General features: G+C 51.3%; 16 protein-coding genes. 8 read left to right on the top strand and 8 right to left on the bottom strand.

The genetic code is table 11. The features are described from left to right. Window positions 1–2: 2 nt before the first annotated feature. Entirely contained in the window at window positions 3–911 is a 909-nt protein-coding gene (locus tag BGX16_RS12720; RefSeq protein ID WP_100426860.1) for an AAA family ATPase, read from the bottom strand. Between the two features lie 51 nt (window positions 912–962). Between BGX16_RS12720 and BGX16_RS12715 the strand changes: the two genes are divergently transcribed. After that, window positions 963–1301, top strand: coding sequence for a hypothetical protein (locus tag BGX16_RS12715; RefSeq protein ID WP_100426383.1), 339 nt, complete (start codon window positions 963–965; stop codon window positions 1299–1301). A 123-nt stretch (window positions 1302–1424) separates the two neighbouring features. On the opposite strand, the gene BGX16_RS12710 is transcribed toward BGX16_RS12715, so the two are convergent. Both BGX16_RS12710 and BGX16_RS12705 read right to left on the bottom strand, forming a co-directional pair. Further along, window positions 1425–3491, bottom strand: coding sequence for a glutamine synthetase III family protein (locus BGX16_RS12710; protein WP_198514926.1), 2067 nt, complete (start codon window positions 3489–3491; stop codon window positions 1425–1427). A 151-nt stretch (window positions 3492–3642) separates the two neighbouring features. Next, on the bottom strand, window positions 3643–4758 hold the full coding sequence (locus tag BGX16_RS12705; protein WP_100426858.1) for an aminopeptidase: 1116 nt from the start codon (window positions 4756–4758) through the stop codon (window positions 3643–3645). A 193-nt stretch (window positions 4759–4951) separates the two neighbouring features. Between BGX16_RS12705 and alr the strand changes: the two genes are divergently transcribed. From alr to tgt, 7 genes are all read left to right on the top strand, one after another. Further along, window positions 4952–6205 (top strand): alanine racemase, encoded by a 1254-nt coding sequence (gene alr, locus BGX16_RS12700; RefSeq protein WP_100426857.1) that lies wholly within the window; start codon window positions 4952–4954, stop codon window positions 6203–6205. 5 nt (window positions 6206–6210) lie between these two features. Continuing rightward, window positions 6211–6633, top strand: coding sequence for a type I restriction enzyme HsdR N-terminal domain-containing protein (locus BGX16_RS12695; protein WP_100426382.1), 423 nt, complete (start codon window positions 6211–6213; stop codon window positions 6631–6633). A gap of 87 nt (window positions 6634–6720) precedes the next feature. Continuing rightward, window positions 6721–7806: an ABC transporter ATP-binding protein gene (locus BGX16_RS12690; protein WP_100426381.1), complete on the top strand. Its 1086-nt coding sequence runs from the start codon at window positions 6721–6723 to the stop codon at window positions 7804–7806. Beyond that, window positions 7799–8713 carry an ABC transporter permease gene (locus tag BGX16_RS12685; RefSeq protein WP_198514925.1) on the top strand — a complete coding sequence of 305 codons (915 nt, stop codon included), beginning with the start codon at window positions 7799–7801 and terminating at the stop codon, window positions 8711–8713. Before BGX16_RS12690 ends, BGX16_RS12685 begins: the two co-directional genes overlap by 8 nt. Further along, window positions 8706–9527, top strand: coding sequence for an ABC transporter permease (locus BGX16_RS12680; RefSeq protein ID WP_198514924.1), 822 nt, complete (start codon window positions 8706–8708; stop codon window positions 9525–9527). The genes BGX16_RS12685 and BGX16_RS12680 overlap by 8 nt, the downstream gene beginning before the upstream one ends. A gap of 46 nt (window positions 9528–9573) precedes the next feature. After that, entirely contained in the window at window positions 9574–10638 is a 1065-nt protein-coding gene (locus BGX16_RS12675; protein ID WP_100426379.1) for a polyamine ABC transporter substrate-binding protein, read from the top strand. Window positions 10639–10656: 18 nt separating this feature from the next. Beyond that, entirely contained in the window at window positions 10657–11799 is a 1143-nt protein-coding gene (gene tgt, locus BGX16_RS12670) for a tRNA guanosine(34) transglycosylase Tgt (protein ID WP_100426378.1), read from the top strand. A 51-nt stretch (window positions 11800–11850) separates the two neighbouring features. Here tgt and trmFO read toward each other — a convergent pair whose 3' ends face one another. The 5 genes from trmFO to BGX16_RS12645 form a co-directional block, all read right to left on the bottom strand. Next, on the bottom strand, window positions 11851–13194 hold the full coding sequence (trmFO, locus tag BGX16_RS12665; protein WP_100426377.1) for a methylenetetrahydrofolate--tRNA-(uracil(54)-C(5))-methyltransferase (FADH(2)-oxidizing) TrmFO: 1344 nt from the start codon (window positions 13192–13194) through the stop codon (window positions 11851–11853). Continuing rightward, window positions 13194–13622: a hypothetical protein gene (locus BGX16_RS12660; protein ID WP_100426376.1), complete on the bottom strand. Its 429-nt coding sequence runs from the start codon at window positions 13620–13622 to the stop codon at window positions 13194–13196. Before BGX16_RS12660 ends, trmFO begins: the two co-directional genes overlap by 1 nt. A 34-nt stretch (window positions 13623–13656) precedes the next feature. Then, window positions 13657–14709 (bottom strand): IMP cyclohydrolase, encoded by a 1053-nt coding sequence (locus tag BGX16_RS12655; RefSeq protein WP_100426375.1) that lies wholly within the window; start codon window positions 14707–14709, stop codon window positions 13657–13659. A 38-nt stretch (window positions 14710–14747) separates the two neighbouring features. Continuing rightward, a complete protein-coding gene (locus BGX16_RS12650; RefSeq protein ID WP_100426374.1) occupies window positions 14748–16085 on the bottom strand; it encodes a sodium:solute symporter family protein in 1338 nt (445 codons plus the stop codon). 83 nt (window positions 16086–16168) lie between these two features. Then, a complete protein-coding gene (locus BGX16_RS12645) occupies window positions 16169–18670 on the bottom strand; it encodes a fibro-slime domain-containing protein (RefSeq protein WP_100426373.1) in 2502 nt (833 codons plus the stop codon). Window positions 18671–18732: the final 62 nt, after the last annotated feature.

The raw sequence follows: 18732 nt of genomic DNA, 5'->3' as shown, positions 1-18732 counted from the left end.
AGCTACCTGGGAACGGAAACGTTTTTGCGAATATCTTCGAGAATTTTCTTTGTCGCATCAAAAGCAGAATCTTTCGCAAAGATGCGGTGCGCAAGCACCGGTAAAATCGACCGTTGCAAATCGTCCGGTGTCACATAATTTCGATTGTCCATATAGGCAAAGGCTTGCGATATCGCCACCAGAGCCATGCCAGCACGCGGACTCGCTCCAAGCCGCAAATCCGAGCGATGGCGCGTCGCCTGCACAAGTTTTACCGCATAAAGTTCAAGCGATTCGTCCACATGTATCTTCTTCACTTCTTCACGGATCCGCAAAACATCTGCCGGAGTCATCACTGGTTTGAGTTTTTCCACAGGAACTTCAAAACGGTGACCGCGGATAATGCCGAGTTCCGTTTCCTCGGAAGGATAGCCTAGGGAAAGGCGCACCATGAAACGGTCCATCTGCGCCTCGGGCAGCGGATAAACGCCGCGGAATTCCACCGGGTTTTCCGTCGCAAGGACAACAAAAAAGTTCGAGAGTGCATAGGTCTTGCCTTCGAGCGAAACCGAACGTTCTTCCATCGCTTCCAAAAGGGCGCTCTGCGTACGCGGACTTGCACGGTTGATTTCATCCGCCAAAAGTACCTGCGTAAAAACAGGTCCTTTCTTGATTTCAAATTCGGCAGTTCCCGGTCTAAAAATGGCTCCACCGGTCACATCCGCCGGAAGCAAATCCGGTGTAAACTGAATTCTTGCATAGTCCGCAGAAACCGCTTTCGAAAGCGCTCTCGCAAGCGTCGTTTTTCCGGTTCCCGGAACATCTTCAATCAACACATGTCCATTCGCAAGAATCGCCGCCACGAGCAATTCCACCGAATCTTCTTTTCCGAGCAGAACCGAGTTCAGCGCCTGAATCAATTTTTGAATCATTTGACTTCCCTTTTCACCACCTAAATTCAAAATAAAAATATATTCCATTCCATGACCGCATACTCCATTTTTAGCACTCTTGCCGCAATCGCCTTGATTTTTCTGCTCATCCACTCCATTTGGAATACCGCCCCCGAAAAGCGCAGGGCTTTTGTCATCCCTGGACTCATCCAACTTTTTGCGGCAAGCCTAGCCCTTATACGCGGAAGAATTCTCCCTTACTTTATTCCGCACGAAATCGTCACGATCCTCTGTTACTTCTTTGCGTTGTATCTGACTTTTACTTCGGCGATTTCCATTGCCGCGGTCGGAAAGCCTCACCGTAAAAAACTGGCAAGCCTTTGGGTTATTACAGCGGTCGCCTTCTGGATTCTCGCGATTTTCGCCTAGGCGATTGTTCCGCTGTGTCATAACGAGCCGAAGGCGTGGTTATCGCAATGAAATCGCAAAACAAAACAGAAGCCCCCGCTAACGCGGAGGCTTCTGTTCCATTTTTCTAAAAAGGATTCGAGCTTAGCCGACGAAGAACATTTCGCCGTAGCCCGGAACCGGCCACTGAGAATCCGGAACGATGCGTTCGAGAGCATCCACCACGGAGCGGACATCCTTCATGCCAGCGAGTTCTGCGGCCGAATCGCCAGAATCGATAGCCTTTTCAAGCTTGTCGATTTCCTGCGTGAGCTTTTCCACGTTTTCTGCTGCGGACTTTGCAAGAGCGGAAACGCCCGTGTGCACGTAATCCGTGAGAGAGGCGCAAGAGTCTGCGAGTTCTGCAGCGTAGGAAATGCATTCCGGAAGGTACATGGTCTTTGCCATCATGAGAGCGCAGTTCGCTTCGAGAGCGATCATCGTCTCGTACTTTTCCTTTTCAATCACGTAGCGGCTTTCGAGTTCCACTTCGGAAAGGACGCTGTACTTCTTGTAAAGTTCAATGACCTTCGGATCGCGGTAAGCTTCGATAGCTTCCGGCGTCGTCTTGAGGTTCGGGAGACCGCGCTTGGCAGCTTCTGCTTCCCAATCGCCGCTGTATCCGTTTCCGTCAAAGAGCACACGCTTGTGATCCTTGATTTCCTTCTGGAGAACGCTCTGCACAGCAGAATTGAAGTCCGTGCCCTTCGAAGTCAAAGCTTCGATCTGATTCAGAACATCGTCGAGAGCCCAAGCCACGATGGTGTTCAAAGCGGTGTTGGTCGTTGCGCAGTTCTGTTCGCTACCGACAGCGCGGAATTCGAACTTGTTGCCGGTGAAGGCGAACGGGCTTGTACGGTTACGGTCCGTTGCATCCTTCGGGAGCGGCGGAAGCATGGATACACCGATTTCCATCGTGGAGCCGCTCTTCGTCGAAGTCGGCTTGCCCTTTTCGAGCTGGTTGATGATATCGGTGAGCTGTTCGCCGAGGAAGATCGAGATGATTGCCGGAGGAGCTTCGTTTGCACCGAGACGGTGATCGTTACCAGCGCTTGCGACCGTTGCACGGAGAAGCGGAGCGTAGGTGTCGACACCCTTGATGATGGAAACAAGGACCGTGAGGAACTGTGCATTTTCGTGCGGAGTCTTACCTGGAGAGAGCCAGTTCTTGCCATCTGGACCGGTGATAGACCAGTTGTTGTGCTTGCCGGAACCGTTCACGCCGTCGAACGGCTTTTCGTGGAGCAGGCAAACGAGACCATAACGTTCTGCAACGGTCTGGAGGACTTCCATCGTGAGCATGTTGTGGTCAGAGGAAAGGTTCTGTTCTTCGAAGACCGGAGCGAGTTCGAACTGGGCCGGGCTCACTTCGTTGTGGCGAGTCTTAGCCGGAACGCCGAGTTTCCAGAGTTCCTTGTCGACTTCTGCCATGAAGGAGAGAACGCGGTTCTTAATCTTGCCGAAGTAGTGGTCTTCAAGCTGCTGATGACGAGCCGGACGAACACCGAAGAGGGTACGACCAGTCTGCACCAAGTCCGGACGCTGACGGTAGACTTCAGCATCGACGAGGAAATATTCCTGCTCAGGACCGAGGGTTGCGAACGGACGCTTGTCGCCCGGGACGCCGAAAAGCTTAGCAACGCGGTTAATCTGTTTTGCGAGGGCGACCTGCGCGCGAAGAAGCGGGATTTTCTTATCGAGGGCTTCGCCATGGTAACCATAGAACATGGTCGGGATGCAAAGAACGGCAACGCCGTCGTTGTTCACCTTGATGAATGCCGGGCTCGTCGGATCCCAAGCGGTGTAACCGCGGGCTTCGAACGTTGCACGGAGACCGCCAGACGGGAAGCTCGAAGCATCCGGTTCGCCCTGGATGAGTTCCTTACCACTGAAGGAGGCAACGATGCCACCCTTGAAGTCCGGATTGTAGAAAGCGTCGTGCTTTTCTGCAGTCGTTCCATTCAACGGCTGGAACCAGTGAGTGAAGTGCGTCGCTCCATGTTCCATTGCCCACGTCTTCATGCCCGAAGCAACTTCATCAGCGATCGTTGCGTCGAGAGCGGTGCCGTTTTCCATCGTCGCAAGAAGGCTTTCATAGGTCTTATGCGAGAGATACTTGCTCATCGTCTTGGTATTGAAGACGAGACTTCCAAATTCTTCCTGAATACTCACAGTGTACTCCTTATGGTTTGTGCCCTACTTTTTGCAAAAACCGTGCCAAGAAGATTTTTGGCGTTTTTCACCGATTTTAACATAAGTCCAGCCAAAGAAAGTTACCGTTTTGTCGCTTTCGGTAGCAAAAGATAGCAAAAATGTCGTTTTGTTATTTTGCCGCGCCAAGTTTGTCGGGATTCAAAGCATCCAATTCCGGAATCACAAAGATTCCATCCTTGCGAATCAGACGGTCGTCGAAATAGATTTCACCGCCCCCGTATTCCGGACGCATGATCAGAACCAAGTCCCAGTGGATAGCCGACTGGTTTCCGTTGTAAGCATCTTCGTAGCAACGACCCGGAGTAAAATGAATGCTTCCCGCGATCTTTTCGTCAAAGAGGATGTCGCACATCGGATGCAGGACGAACGGATTGAAGCCAATCGCGAATTCGCCGATGTAGCGCGCCCCCTTGTCGGTATCGAAGATGGCGTTCATCGCTTCCGTATTCGAGGACGTCGCTTCGACAATTTTTCCATCCTTGAAAACGAGGCGAGTATTTTCGAATTTTTTGCCTTCGTACAAAGTCGGCGTATTGTAATGGATTACACCGTTCACGCTTTCGCGGACCGGAGCCGTATAGACTTCGCCATCCGGAATGTTCATCGTGCCACAGCACGGGACTGCCGGAATGTTCTGAATGCTAAAGGAAAGATCCGTATCCGGAGCGACAAGGCGCACCTTGTTCGTCTTGTTCATCAGATCGACAAGCGCTTTCGCCGCCTTCTGCATCGCCGGGTAGTCTGCAAGGCAAGCCTTAAAATAGAAGTCTTCAAAAGCTTCCGTGCTCATGCCTGCCCCCTGAGCCATCGAAGGAGTCGGCCAGCGCAAAACACACCAGCGCGTCTTATTCACACGCCAGTCGAGCACCGGATGGCGAATCGTGCGGTTCGCAAAAGTGCGATCTTCAGGAACATCGGAAAGTTCTACAAAATTGTCACTTCCGCGAATCGAGAGATACGCCTGCATATTCTTCATAAAGGCGAGATCATGTTCCGCGGCAATTTTCAACTGCGCATCGGACGCGTTTTGCAACAGAACGCGGTTGACAGCACTGCGATGATGTGTTAAGAACGGTCTTCCGCCCGCCTTCGATACGGCGCGAATCAGGGCAACCGAAAGATCCGCCGGGGTATCGGTCGTTTCGATCAAAATATTTTCGTCTTTTTTCAAGGCGATCGCATCGCGAACAAGCATTTCCGCGAGCTGAGTAATTCTAGGATCCATGTTGAGCCTCTTTTGTTTCGACGAAAAAATACTAATGTTTTGCGCCGAAAATGATCCAAAAAGACGAATTTCGCCCCAAACGATTTCAATCACCGTATCTTATTGAAAGACAAGGACTTACACACCCAAAACATTGCAAAAACTCACGATTTTTGAATCCAAGACGCGCTTTCTAATCTATATTTTGAATACTATGAATTTGGCACAGCTTCCTCCTGATTTGAACAGTATCACGCGCCCGAATTGGATCGAAATCAACTTGGACGCTCTCGCGAGCAACATTCAATTTGTCCGAAAGTCCATTCCGAAGAAGACGAAAATTCTCCTTCCCGTGAAAGCGGACAGCTACGGCCACGGCTCCCTCGCCTGCGCTTATGCGGCAAAGAACAGCGGAGCGGATTTTTTGGGTGTCGCCCATCTTTCCGAAGGTATGCTCCTTCGCCAGTACGGAATGGACCTTCCGATTCTGATTCTCGGACCTTGCATTCCGGCTGACTTCCCTTACCTTGTCGAATTTCAATTGACCTCGGCTCTTTCCGACTTGAAGACCGCCGTCGCCTTCGACAAGTACCTCGAAGAAAACAATTTGCACTGCAAGGCTCACCTTGCGATCAACACGGGGATGCACCGCTACGGTGTACGCTTTGACGACTTCGATACGATCCGCCGGATCCTCACCCTGAAGCATCTGGAAGTCGAAGGAATGTTCACCCATCTCGCCACCGCCGACATGCTCGACAAGACTTCGAACGTGAGCACGCAACGCCAGATTGACCGCTTCTCGAACCTCGTCGAACTTTTGACAAACGAAGGCGTCCGTCCGCAGATTTGCCACTGCTCGAGTTCCGCAGGCACGCTGCGCCATCCGGAAAGTCACTTCGACATGGTCCGCCCGGGCCTTGTCCTTTACGGCTACAATCCGATGGGAGCCACACCGCCGGAAGGCTTTGAATATCCGGAATTGAAACCGGTGATGACGATCAAGTCCACTATCCGCACGATTCACGAAGTGCCGACGGGCGAAGGCGTTTCCTATGGCCAGTACTGGGTTGCCCAGCAGCCGACCAAGGTGGCGACCATCGCGATCGGTTACGGTGACGGTTACCTCCGCGGTGAATACAACAACGGTTATGTTTTAATTCGCGATCAGCTCTGCCCGATTCTCGGACGCGTCTGCATGGATGCGACGATGGTGGACGTGAGCCGTATTCCGGATGTGCAAATCGGTGAAACGGTCGAAGTCGTAAACGGTACGGCCGACGCCCGCATTTCCATGGAATCCGTTGCGGAAGCGCATCATACGATTCCTTACGAAATCACGAGCCGCGTGGCCCGTCGCCTTTATCGCAAGTATATTTGGAAGAACCGTCTGATCCGTTGGGACGACCTGAAGGAAGAATTCCACGTTCCTCCATTCACGCCGTATCCACTCCGCAAGGGCAAATAATCTAGATGGATTCCTACTTTGACTCTTCCCGAAAGAAGTTTGTCGCGGCGACTCCAGAAGAAGCCGTGCGCCAAAACGTGGTTTCTTGGCTCAAGGATGTGGTAAAGGTTCCCGGTCATCTGGTCGAAACGGAATTCGCTCTGCGCACCTTTGATTCAAAAAACGCTGACCGTGTGGATATCATCGTCCACGATTTTCGGGAAGGGGCAAAAGCCAACGAACCTTGGCTTCTTGTCGAATGTAAAAGGCCGGGCGTCGAATCCCCTGCCGCGCTTCAGGTCCAAGTCAACAAATACCTGCGCATTCTCAAGCCTAAATTCATTATGCTTTCCCTCGGCGACTCCGCCATTTTCCTCGGGCTCGATTCTGCGAAAAAAAACTACACGCGCCTTTCCTCTCTCCCCAAGTATCCTCCGGTAAATCCCTGAATTTTCGGGTCGGGCATTTAGCGTTTCAAACAAACTTGCTATTTTTAGGGCGAAATATTTAACCGTGTCTTTTCTCGGAGATTCGCCATGGATCCATTGCCTTCGCCAAGTCAAAATTTTGATTTGGACATCCGCAACGTGCATAAGAGTTTCGGCAAAAAAGTCGTTCTCAACGGCATCAACGTGTTCATCAAAGATGGAGAATTTGTCACGCTGCTCGGTCCTTCGGGCTGCGGCAAAACGACCCTTCTCCGCATCATTGCAGGCTTTGAAAAGGCAGACGAGGGCGAAGTCGTTCTAAGCGGAAAAGTCATCTCGAACCGATCCCCATCCAAACGCCCCATCAACACGGTTTTCCAGAGTTACGCACTCTTTCCGCATCTGAACATTTTCAACAACATCGCATTCGGACTCAAGAGCCATAAAATTCCGAAAGACGAAATCGAACGCCGTGTGAACAAAATGATGGAAATCGTGAACATCACGGATCTCGCCAAGGAAATGCCTGCAACACTTTCCGGCGGGCAAAAACAGCGCGTCGCACTCGCCCGCGCCCTGGTGAACGAGCCGGACATCTTGCTACTCGACGAACCGCTTTCCGCCTTGGACGCAAACCTGCGCAAAAAGCTCCAGGTAGAACTGCGCGAACTGCAACGCAAGACCGACACGACATTCATCCTCGTGACGCACGACCAAGACGAAGCGATTGCCGTCAGCGACCGCATCCTTGTGATGTACAAGGGTCAAATCATCCAGGACGGTTCCCCGGAAGACATTTACGAACATCCGGTCAACCGTTTCGTCGCCACGTTCATCGGTGAAGCGAACATTCTCGAATGCGAACGTGTCTCTGAAAAGCTCGCCAAGACAAACTTCGGAAATCTCGTTCTCGAAAAAGATCCAACCTGGGAAAAGGGCGGCATCGCCATTCGCATGGAAGACATTCACGTTTGCACGCCGAACGAATCGTTTGCAGAAAACGTTTTCCCGGCAAAGATTCTCGAACGTATTTTCCGCGGAGATTATTGGGAACTGATCGCGGAGCTTCCGGGCGTCGATGCATGCGAAAGCTTAAAGCTCCGCGTCATGACGGACCCGGACGAAATCTACAATCCGGGCGACCAGGTGAATCTTTACATCGAGCCGCAATACTTGCAAGTGTTGAGTGATTAAGCCTATGCAGCAGACCGAAGTTTTTGAAGGCAAGCTCACCACGCGCAGCCGCATGCGTAAATTCGGGGTTCTTCTCACAGGCCCCGGCATTCTGTGGCTTCTCGTTTTTCTGTTGATTCCGACCGTATTCCTGATAGTTCTTGCGTTTGCACAGCGCGGTTCCTACGGCAGCATCGATTGGAATTTTTCGCTTCTGAATTTGGAGCGTCTTCTCGGGTTCAGCTCGTTCGGCTGGTCCCCCGACAATTTGCTCATCCTTTGGCGCAGCGTCAAAATCGCAACGTTCACCACGGTTCTCTGCATTCTCTTTGGACTCCCGATGGCGTTCTGGATTGCCAATCACGGCAAGAGCATGCGGGCGTTTTTATTTGCCCTCATCATGGTGCCAAGCTGCACGAACCTCGTCATCCGTACTGCAGCCTGGATGATCTTACTTGGACCGGACATGTTCCCCGCGAGCATCGCCCGCTTCCTCGGACTGATCGCCGAAGGAGAATCCCTTTACCCGGGAAGCTTTGCCGTTTACGTCGGCATGGTCAGTTCCATGCTCCCCTTTGCCGTTTTACCGCTCTACACCAGCGTGGAACGCTTGGACTGGGGAATCGTCGAAGCGGCCCGCGACCTTTACGCAGGACCTGTTCGCACGTTCTACCACGGAATCCTTTCGCAGATGATGCAAGGCATTATTGCAAGCGTCATCTTAACGCTCGTGCCGAGCTTTGGTATGTATGTGATCAGTGACCTTTTGGGCGGAAGCAAGTACATGCTGATCGGTAACCTGATCCAGCAGCAGTTCGGTTCCGCAAGCGACTGGCCATTTGGCGCCATGCTCGGCGTCGTGCTCATTTTAACAAGCGTCATCAGCCTTGTCATTTTCCAACGCGTCGGAGGTAAGAATTTTGTCTAAGCGCAAACTTCCGATTTTTGCAACGGTCCTTACCTTCATCGGCTTTTTGCTTCTGTATCTGCCGATGTTCCTCGTGGTGCAGCAGAGCTTTAACGCAAGCAAGCACGGACTTTCGTGGGGCGGTTTTACACTCGACTGGTACACGGGCCTCTTCGACAATGCCATGGTGCAGACGACGACTGTAAACACGCTGATACTCGCGGTCGTGAGCACGCTCATAGCAACGCTTCTCGGCACGCTTCTCGCAATCGGTATTCATCGAACGCCTTGGGGCAAAAAGATGCGATACTTCTACGACATGTCCATTAACGTTCCCGTGGTGACGCCGGATATTTTGATGGCCATCGCCCTTGCGGTCGTCTTTGCCTTGTTCCGTTCCTGGACGTCTTTTTTTGAGCCGGGAATGCTCACGATGATCATCGCCCATGTAACGCTTGAAATCAGCTTTGTCGTTCTTGTTGTACAGAGCCGGCTCGTAAGTATTGGCAAGGAGCAGATCGAAGCCGCTAGAGACCTTTACGCTTCAACGGCTGGGGCCTGGTGCCGCGTTATTTTGCCGCAGCTTTCAACGGCGATCATTTCCGGTGCGCTTCTTGCATTCACGCTTTCCCTGGATGATTTCATTTTGAGTTTCTTTACCAGTGGCCCGGAATCCCAAACGCTGCCTCTATACATTTATGGTTCCCTCAAACGCGGAATTTCTCCGCAGATTCACGCCCTTTCCTCAATCATCTTCTCTCTGACCCTGTTTGTCATGCTTCTGCTTGTTTTGAAAGGCATTCGCAAGGAACACAAACTGGCAAAGTCCAAGTGATTTCTAAATTTAAGTTTGAAAAAGTCACAATCATCCAAAGGATAAAATGAAAAAGGTTCTCTTTGCTCTTTCATTTTTGGCAATCGCTAGCCTCTTCGTAGGCTGCAAAAGCGAAAAAAAATCTTCCGACAAGCCGACGAAAGTCACTGTCATGATTTACAGTGAATACATCGACCCGGCCATGCTCCAGGATTTCGAAGCAAAAACAGGTTACAAGCTCCAGCTCGAACTCTATGAAGCCCAAGAAGAAATGATCAGCAAGTTGCAGACCGTCGGTACCGCGCAGTACGACGTCGTCATCGCTAGTGACGTGGTGATCCAGCAGATGATTCACCTCGGACTTATCGGAAAGATCGATACGAACAAGATTCCGAACCGTGTTAACGTTGCAAGTCAGTTCAAAAATCCGAGCTACGATCCGACGAACGATTACACGCTCCCGTATCTCTGGGGAACGACCGGTATCCTTTACCGAGATCCGTCCATTGATCCGATGAACGTCAGCTACAGCCTCCTCTTCGACGCCAACAATACGAAGGGTAACTTCAGCCTTCTCGAAGAAAGCCGTTCCATGCTCTCCATGGCGCTCCAGGCAAAGGGCTTTGATGCGAACAGCACGAGCAAAACGGAAATCAACCAGGCTGTGGATTACATTCTCCAGGCCAAAAAGGACCCGCACTTCCTCGGCTTCGACGGTTCTGTCGGCGGCAAGGACAAGGTGCTTTCGAAAATGGACTGGGCCGCAATCGTCTTCAACGGCGAAGCCATGGCCGCCATCGACGAAGACTCGACTCTCCAGTTTGCCATTCCGATCGAAGGCTCCTTTATGTGGGTCGATGCAATGACGCTCAGCAGCAAGGCTCCGAACGTCGACGGTGCATACGCCTTTATGAACTACATTCTCGACGCTCAGATCGGCGCACAGCTTGCAAGGTACATCAACTACGCAACGCCGAACAAAGCTTCCCTCGAAGTGCTTGAAACGGAATTCACCGAAAACCGCGTCATCAACCCGACCGAAGAAGAAATCAAACGCATGGTCTTCTTGAAGGACCCGGGCGACGCAGCCCGACTTTTCGACGAAGCTTGGACCATCGTCAAGACCCGCTAAATCTATAGATACTGCTGCATGGAAAAGAACCGCTTTGAACTTCTCAAAACCTCTTCCAAGTCGAAAGCTCGACTCGGCAAGATTTACACAGGCCACGGCGTCATCACGACTCCGATCTTTATGCCGGTCGGCACACAGGCGACCGTCAAAGGCTTAACGCCCCGCGACCTCGATGAAGCCAAAGCGGAAATCATCCTCGGCAACACGTACCATCTGTACTTGCGCCCAGGTACCGCGCTCATTAAAGACGCCGGCGGCCTGCACAAGTTCATGCATTGGCACGGCCCCATGCTCACCGACAGCGGCGGATTCCAGGTCTGGAGCTTAAAGGATCTTCGCAAGATCAAAAAAGACGGCATCGAGTTTCGCAGCAATCTCGACGGGTCCAAGCATTTCTTCTCCCCGGAAAGCGTGATGAAGGCCCAGCGCGAAATCGGTGCAGATATCATCATGGCTCTCGACGAATGCACGCCGTACCCGAGCACCCAGCAAGAAGCGCTCAAGTCTTTGAACTTTACGCTAGACTGGACGCGTCGTGCCAAGGTTTGGCTCGAAGAAAACGCACCCCTGTTTGGCTATGACCAGAGCTTCTTTGGCATTATCCAAGGCGGCATGCACTTGGATTTACGCGCCAAGGCGATTGAAGAAATCAAAAAGGTGGACCCGGACGGATACGCTCTCGGCGGACTCTCTGTCGGTGAACCTACAGAACTGATGTACCAGATTGCGGATTACTGCACGAACTACATGCCGGTTGAAAAACCGCGCTACGTGATGGGCGTCGGAACTCCGTGGAACCTGCTTGAACTGATTTTGCGCGGCGTCGACATGTGCGACTGCGTCATGCCAACCCGCAACGCCCGCAACGGCATGCTCTTTACCAGCGAAGGCGTTCTGCATTACAAGGCAGGCCGCTACGCCAAATGCCTAGACAAGGCACCGGATCCGAACTGCGACTGTTACACTTGCCGCAACTTCAGCCGCGCCTATCTGCGTCATCTGTTCCACTCAGGAGAAATCCTTGCAATGACGCTTGCATCCATTCACAACGTGCATTTCTACTTAAAGCTCATGCGCGATGCGAAGGAACACATTGCAAACGACACCTTTGAAGATTGGGCTCACGAGCAGATCATCAAATTGCAAAGAGTCTGCGATTAAAACAAAAAAGGCTGGTTTTGAAACCAGCCTTTTTTGTTTGGAAATTTTTCGTTAAACCGTTTCGTCCGAATGAATTTCCGGCGTCGCAGCGATCCATTCTCGCAAAGCCATTTCTTCCTGTTCGGCGAGAAGGCGCTTTTTATCCTTCTTTTTGTAATCCTGCTTATGCGGAAGCAAGCCAAAGTTAAAGTTCATCGGCTGGAAGTCTTCATTCGGTGTCACGAGCTGATGCAGCAACGAACGGATGCAGCTTTCCGGCGGAAGTTCACGCGTTTTGCCGTGCAAGAGAGTGTTCGCCATATTCCAAGCGGAATACCAACCTGTAGCGACCGCTTCGGTATAACCCTCTGCGCCTGTAATCTGGCCCGCAAACCATGTCGGCGGAAGATTCGAAGCCTTTTCGACTTCGAGCTTTAAGCGGAGCGTTTCGTCGAGAAGTTTTGGACTTTCGATGAACGTGTTGCGGTGCATGGCACCGAGACGCGCAAAGCGCGCGTTCTTCAAAGCCGGCACCAAGGTAAAGATTTCCTTCTGCGTACCGTAGCGAAGACGCGTCTGGAATCCAACCATGTTGAACAAAGTCTTTTCTTTATTTTCGGCACGCAGCTGAATCACCGAGTACCATTTCTTTCCATTGTTGCCTAGGCCAAGTCCCACAGGGCGCATCGGGCCAAAGCGCAGCGTATCTTCGCCGCGACGCGCCATTTCTTCTACCGGAAGGCAACCTTCAAAGAGTTCCTTCTTTTCGAACGGGCGCGGTTCAATGGATTCCGCTTCACGCAGGCGACGCACAAATTCATCGTACGTTTCCTTGTCGAGCGGGCAGTTGATAAAGTCAGCTGTTTCACCCTTTTCCCAACGGTTGCGGTAAAAGGCGTAATCGAAGTCGATGGAATCCGTTTCTACGACCGGAGCGATGGCATCAAAAAAATGCAAGCGTGAGCCACCGAGATGCGCAAAGATGTCATCGGCGAGAGCATCACTTGCCAAAGGTCCTGCTGCGACAATCGTCGGAAGATTCCCTTCGATCGTCTTGACTTCTTCACGGTGCAAATGAATACGGCTTGCCGAAGCAATCGCCTTTTCAACGGACTGGCTGAACAGTTCACGGTTCACCGTCAAGGATTCCCCTGCCGGAACGCGAGCTTCCTCTGCACACTTCAAAAGGAAGCTTCCGAGCATGCGAAGTTCACGTTTTAAAAGGCCATGCGCCGAAGTCGGCTCCATGCCTTTGAAACTATTCGAACAAACTAATTGAGCAAGGCTTCCATCACGATGCGCCGGCGTCATCTGATTTGGACGCATCTCGTAAAGTTCTACATCAAAACCGCGGCAAGCAAGTTGCAAAGCCGCTTCACAGCCAGCGAGTCCACCGCCGATAACACGAACCTGCATCAGCTAACCTTAACAGATTGATAGCCCTGAATATTTCGGGCCCACATACGGGAAAGCGAAGAGAGCATTCGGTCAGGAAGCACAGACTGCGAAGACGTTTCCAAAAATTCATCCAGAATTTTTTCGCCCTGCATTTCGCTGACCATGCCAAATTGAACCGCTTCCACAAATTCACTGTGAACCGGTCCTGGGAAAATGCGTTCTTCAAACTCCTGAAGCGCACGAGGCTGAACACGGGACGGTTTGTGGCAGGCCAGATTTTCCATGGTCCAAAAGCTCACCGCCTTCGCCTGTTCCGCAGAAAGCGACGAATCTTTTAACTTGTCCCGAAACGATTTCCATTCCTTGGCATTGACTTTAGCAGGACCCTTCTTGTAAGCGTTCTTCAAAAAATTCAAAACCGTGAGATAGATCTCGCGTGAATTCATATCCTGTGCGTTCTTCGAAGTCATTGGAATCCGATTAGTGGCGGAAGTGACGCATACCGGTGAAGACCATTGCGATGCCGAACTTGTCAGCCACTTCAATGGAGAGGTCATCCTTCTTGGAACCTCCCGGTTGGACGATATAGCGAACGCCAGCATCGTGAGCCGCTTCAACGTTATCCGGGAACGGGAAGAAGGCGTCGGAACCCATCACCACTTCACCGAAGACCTTCTTTTCAAGAGCCTTAAGACCGGCTTCGTCCACGAGCTTGCCTTCAGCATCGAAGAAGCCCTTGGCTTCCGGAAGACGAGCGACGTTGTCACGCACGCGCGGCTGGCAAAGACGGAGGTTCGAGTCGATACGGTTCGGCTGACCCGGACCAAGACCCATCACCTGGAAGAAGCCCGGCTTGTATTCGTAACCCATCACGATTGCGTTGGACTTCGTGTGCTTGGTCACGAGCCAAGTAAAGCGGGCGAGGTCTTCCTTGTTCTTCGGGAACTGAGCCTTGGTCACCGTTTCGAACTTTTCGTAGGTGTCCACGTCGCGGTCCTGAACGAGCATACCGCCGATCACGTGCTTGTAAACCTTGCAGTGGGTAGCCTTCTTGATTTCGCCCACTTCCAAAAGACGGATATCCTTGGACTTGTTCTTGAGGAATTCGAGAGCGTCGTCATCGAATGCCGGAGCAAGAAGGATTTCCACAAACTTACCCTTGAGGAATTCTGCCGTCTGCAGATCGACCTTGCGGGTCACAGCGATTACGGAACCGAACGCCGACACCGGATCACCTGCCCAAGCCGCTTCCATCGCTTCGCGAAGAGTTTCGCCCGTTGCAAGACCGCACGGGTTCATGTGCTTCACGATCACAACAGCATTGCCATCGCTGAATTCACGAGCCATTTCGAGAGCGGCATCCGCATCCACGATGTTGTTGTAAGAAAGTTCCTTACCCCAAAGTTGCTTCGCCGTAGCGAGGCTCGCTTCCGTGCAAGTCGGATCCTTGTAGAAAACAGCAGACTGGTGAGAGTTTTCACCGTAGCGGAGCGGCTGCGGATCGACAAATTTAAGATTCAGTTCTTCAGACATAATCACCTCGGATTAAAACGATGTGTTAAAGATAGAAATTACGGAGCCTTTCGAATGCGCCCAAGCAGCAATAATCCACCGTTCACGACAAAAGCAAAAATTAACAGGAAGTCTCCCAAATGCGGAATGGAAGTCTGCGGCAAAAGCTTCCCCAAAATAGCGAGAACACCACCGCAGACAATCGCCGCAGAAACAAACTGAGGCTTTGAACGCAGCCCCACAAGGCCAAACAAAATCGGCAGCGTAAATGCCCCCGCATAAACCGCAAGCGCAAGGAGCAGCATCCCGATAATATTTGTAAACTGAAGAGCGATCAAAAGTGCAACAACTCCGTCGAGCACAATGACCCAGCGCGTCCGATTGATTTCCGCACGATCATCTAACTTCGACTTCGAAATCAACCGGGTTAAAATAATCGAAGAACTCAAGAGCGTCGTATCTGCCGAAGAAAGCACCACGCTCAACAGGCAAAGACCGAGGAGCGGCATCCAGAATCCCGGCAAGACCATTTTTCCGATTTCAATGATTTTCGCCCCTTCCCCATTCACCGAAGGAATTATCGCCGCATACTCCGCCAAAAAACCAATGCAGGCGCCGACAATCGCCATCACAAAGGCGACGATCAGCACAGACTTCTGTGCGGTCTTTTCGTCCCTTGCACAAAACAGCCGAGAGAACATATCCGGGCCAGAAGTATATGTCGTCGCGTAGGTCAAAAGCAGCAAAAAAAGATCGAGTCCCGAAAAGTTTGCATTAAACGGAAACTGCGGAGCTTCCACACCCGGATGTAAAATCGGAGTCTGCCCCGTAAAGAAGGCAAGCGCAAGAATCCCAAGCAAAATAAATCCCGCCTGCAAAAAATCGGTTCGCAAAATGGAAAACTGCCCACCCAAAGCCGTATAGCCGATAAAGACAACAGCGCAGAGCACCGCAGCGACCGAATAATTCATGCCGACAAAACTCTGCAAAAGCTTCGCCGCCGCAATGATCTGTGCCGCAACCACGCCCGTCCACGCCACAGGAATCACGATCGAAGCAACGGTCTTTGCCCCTTTTCCGTAAAAATCTTCGATCATATCCGGGAGCGTAAAACGGCGCACCTGCATAATCTTCGGCAAAAAAGGTAACAACGCGAGTAAACCGATTGCCCCTGAAAGCATAAACCATGTCGCTGCACCGCCCATCGAAGGACCAGCATCCACCGCACCGATAATCGCCGAACCGCCGAAAATCGTCGCGAGAAGACTTCCTGTAATCATCAGCACGGAACCGCCACGATGCGCCACAAAAAAGTCCGAGACACTTTTCACCTGGGAGGCGCTGTTCAATGCAATGATAACAAGCGCAAAAAGATACAGAATCAGTAAAAGGGACATGTCATTAAATCTAATAATTCAATCGGCAACAAAAAATCCCGAGCCAAAGCCCGGGATTCAAATTTCAAAATGCGCCTAGCCAATTATTCCACGCGACGGAAGCCACGAGTCTGCTTGTATTCCGTACGGCGATATTCGCCCGGCATAAAGCTCTGTTCGCCACCGACGTTCACGCAGTGCGGCTGTGGATATTCAACAAGAGAAATCTGGTAGATGTAAGCGCCGGTACCGAGCTTACGACCATCCTTCGAAACCGGATACATCTTGACGCTAGCCGCGATCGTACCCGTACCGGTCTTGTCCGAGCAAATTTCATTCGGAGTGTAGGAACCGGTAAGCTTGTTGAATTCTTCCTGAGAAACTTCCTGGTTGTACTGGTTCACAAAGTGACCCAAGTGGTCAAAAATGCGAATGTTCACGCGGAAAGCTTCATCGGTCACAAAGTTAAAGCTCACGCAATTTTCAACGCCATTCGTCGCCGAGCAACGTGCCTCAGACATAGATCCCGGCGAATTCGAAGTCTTGGAGTTCAGCACCGTTGCATGTGGGTTATCCGGACTTGCAGTCGTGTAATACACTAGGGAGTCTGCAATCCAAGCAGCCGGATCTTCCGAATTCGAATAGCTTTCCGGAAGCTTGGAAATTATAATTTCACCCGTTTCTCTATCCGAGAGTTCGCCATCCGGCAACTGATCCACATCGAACGGCGGACGGACAATCGTCGTATCAGCCGGAACAATCGTCGTAGAAGTAGACATCGTCACCGTCGTCACCGGACCCCAGCTATAGTGATCCACCAGTTTACCGGTAGCAGAGAAAACCGTAAAGTCTGTGTGGAACTGGTTATTATAGGCATCCGGAAAATCCGGGCTCGGGATATAGTTGAAAGCAAGAGAGTCGCCGAAAGCCGGGTTCTTCAAAGAAGCGCAAGTTGCATCTTCGCAAAGCTTACCCTTGATTTCGTAAGAATAACCCTTCGAAGTCTTCTGCACATACTTGAAACCAGTCACCTGGTAAGCCAAGGTATCAGAGCCACGCTTAGCCAAAATCGGGAAGTAGTTACCGTTTGCAGAATTGATTTTTTCAATCGTTTCCTGAGAAAGCTGAGTGTTCAGATAAATATAAGTATCGAAGTTGCCTTCTTCGTTCTTTACGAGTTCCGCTTCCTGAATGCGCGGCTGACCGTAAGCAGAAGCAGCGACTTCAGAGAGGTTTGCACGGATGTAAAGGTTAGAACCATCCGACTGACGGTCGGCATAGAAGAAGTGCAAATGGTGCCAAGAACCATCAGCCCACTGTCCGTCAGCACCGCAAGCGCCCTTGCCCTGCTGAACAGCAGCAAGAGGTTCGCCGTCATGGCAACCGTGGTTGTTCTGAGCCAAGGTACGAATGTTCACGACACCCGGAGTGGCAAGGTGGGTACCACCGAGGTCAACCGCAAGCACACCGTCCACAAAGATCCACATATCGTCGTCACCAGCAAATTCAAAGATTTCCTGGTTCGTTTCGTCTGTATTGTTATCCTTATAGTAGCGGAAGTTGGCATACCCCATCATCGTGAAGTTATAGTTACGCAAGTGCTGGTAACCAAGGGTGCCAAAATTATTCGCAATCGTCTGAGCTGTCGCAGAAGCAAGAGAACGAGCGCCACCTGCAGCATTCCATGCAGAACAGAGGCCGTAGGTGTTATGGTCCATAAAGTCCACCTGCGTACTTGCGTACTGATAACCATACGGCGGGCAGAAGATCGAGAAGCTCTGCGGGCCCCACTGATCGGAACCAGGCACAGAACCCGTATACATTTGAGAAGCGGGATCGATCACATCGAGCGGGAAGTAGCCACCGTTATTATAGTTGTAATCGAGTTCCTTGTAATTAGGATTATCCGCAGCGTTCGGAATATCCAGCGTTAAGTTAGAACGCTTGTTAACACCACTCACATCTTCGAACCACTGGCCAAAGTTTGCGTTATCGCAAAGTTCGCCGAGCTTGTGAATATGAGCGCCTTCCAAATAAAGCGGAGAACCCGAAGAGTCCGTATCGAAAGTCAGGTGCGGATTGACCATGCCCGGAGTATAAACGACCTCATTTTCCCAGTACATGCCACCCTTGCAAGAATTCTTTTGGACACCCGTAAACTGGGTCGCGGTGTTTTCGCCAAAGCCTCGCTGATTCACCACACCTGCAATCGAAGAATTTTTGCACTGACCATAAGTCAAAATACCGCCTTTACCCTGGGCTGCATAAGCGGAAACCTGTTGCAAATAGCTCGGCAAAAGGGCATTCACCGACATTGGAAGACCATCTTTTCCGAGCGGGACGCCAACGCCATACTTCGCATAGGATTCCTTGTTACCGCAAGAATTGTGGTATGCGGAAAGGCCATACCAATCAGCGCCATAGCCAGGGAGTCCATAACCATAAATTGCGTCCAGGTATTTCACCGATTCTTCCGAGAAGTTTTCGAAGTCGGAATGGCTCGGCTGGAAATCGCGAACAATCACGTCAAGCGAAATATTCAGGTTGTCAGCCAGAGCGGATCCTGCCGAGAGCACCGAAGCGAGCATCAAAGCTTTATAGTTCATTTACACATCTCCACCAAGGATGTAAGAATAATTCCACCTAAATATAAATCTTTTCGTTTCAA

It is taken from the genome of Hallerella succinigenes, from assembly GCF_002797675.1.
Lineage (GTDB): Bacteria > Fibrobacterota > Fibrobacteria > Fibrobacterales > Fibrobacteraceae > Hallerella > Hallerella succinigenes.
The sequence above is the reverse complement of the archived record's forward strand: the minus strand, read 5'-3'. Positions and strand labels throughout refer to the sequence as shown.